Below are 657 nucleotides of genomic sequence, written 5' to 3'. Positions count from 1 at the left end.
TCCGGTGTCCCGAAGAACCTGAAGAAGCTCGAGAAGTCGTACGGCATGTGCGGCGACGCGCTCGCCGACTTCTGGCCGAAGCTGGAGCGGGCGCAGGCGCTGGCGGACAAGGCGCTGCGCAAGGCTCGCGAGGCCCGCGACGACCTCACCACGGCCCAGTCGAAGCTGTCGTCGGCGGATTCGTGGGTGACGCGGGCTTCGAAGGAAGCCGACAAGTACAAGGACGACCCGACCGGCAGCAAGTCCCACGGTGACAAGCCGGACGAGGCGAAGGTCCGGGCCGCTACGCGGGATGCGCAGCACGTCGATGATGCGCAGGGTGCGTTGGATGCGGCGAAGAAGATGGCCGAGGACGCGCGGAAGATGCGTGACGAGGCGGCGCGGGACGCGAAGAACAAGATTGACGAGGCGTCGGACGCGGGGATTCAGAACCGGTCGTGGTGGGAGGACATCGGGGACTGGTTCTCTGACAACTGGGATTCGATCGTTGCGGTCTGCAAGGTGGTCGTCGCGGTTGTCGGCATCGTCGCGATGATCATCGGCGGGCCGATCCTGGGTGCGATCGTGCTGGTCGCGGCGCTGGTCGTGCTCGCGGACACGTTGTACAAGTACAGCAAGGGCCAGGCGTCGCTATGGGACGTGGGACTGGCCGCACTG

1 pseudogene is annotated in these 657 nt (G+C 66.2%); it reads left to right on the top strand.

The features are described from left to right. Positions 1-657 (top strand): annotated as a pseudogene (locus IG94_RS0138125) (hypothetical protein); the annotation flags it as partial.

It is taken from the genome of Streptomyces olivaceus, from assembly GCF_000721235.1.
Classification (GTDB): Bacteria; Actinomycetota; Actinomycetes; order Streptomycetales; family Streptomycetaceae; genus Streptomyces; species Streptomyces olivaceus.
This window is presented reverse-complemented; position numbering and strand designations above follow the sequence as displayed.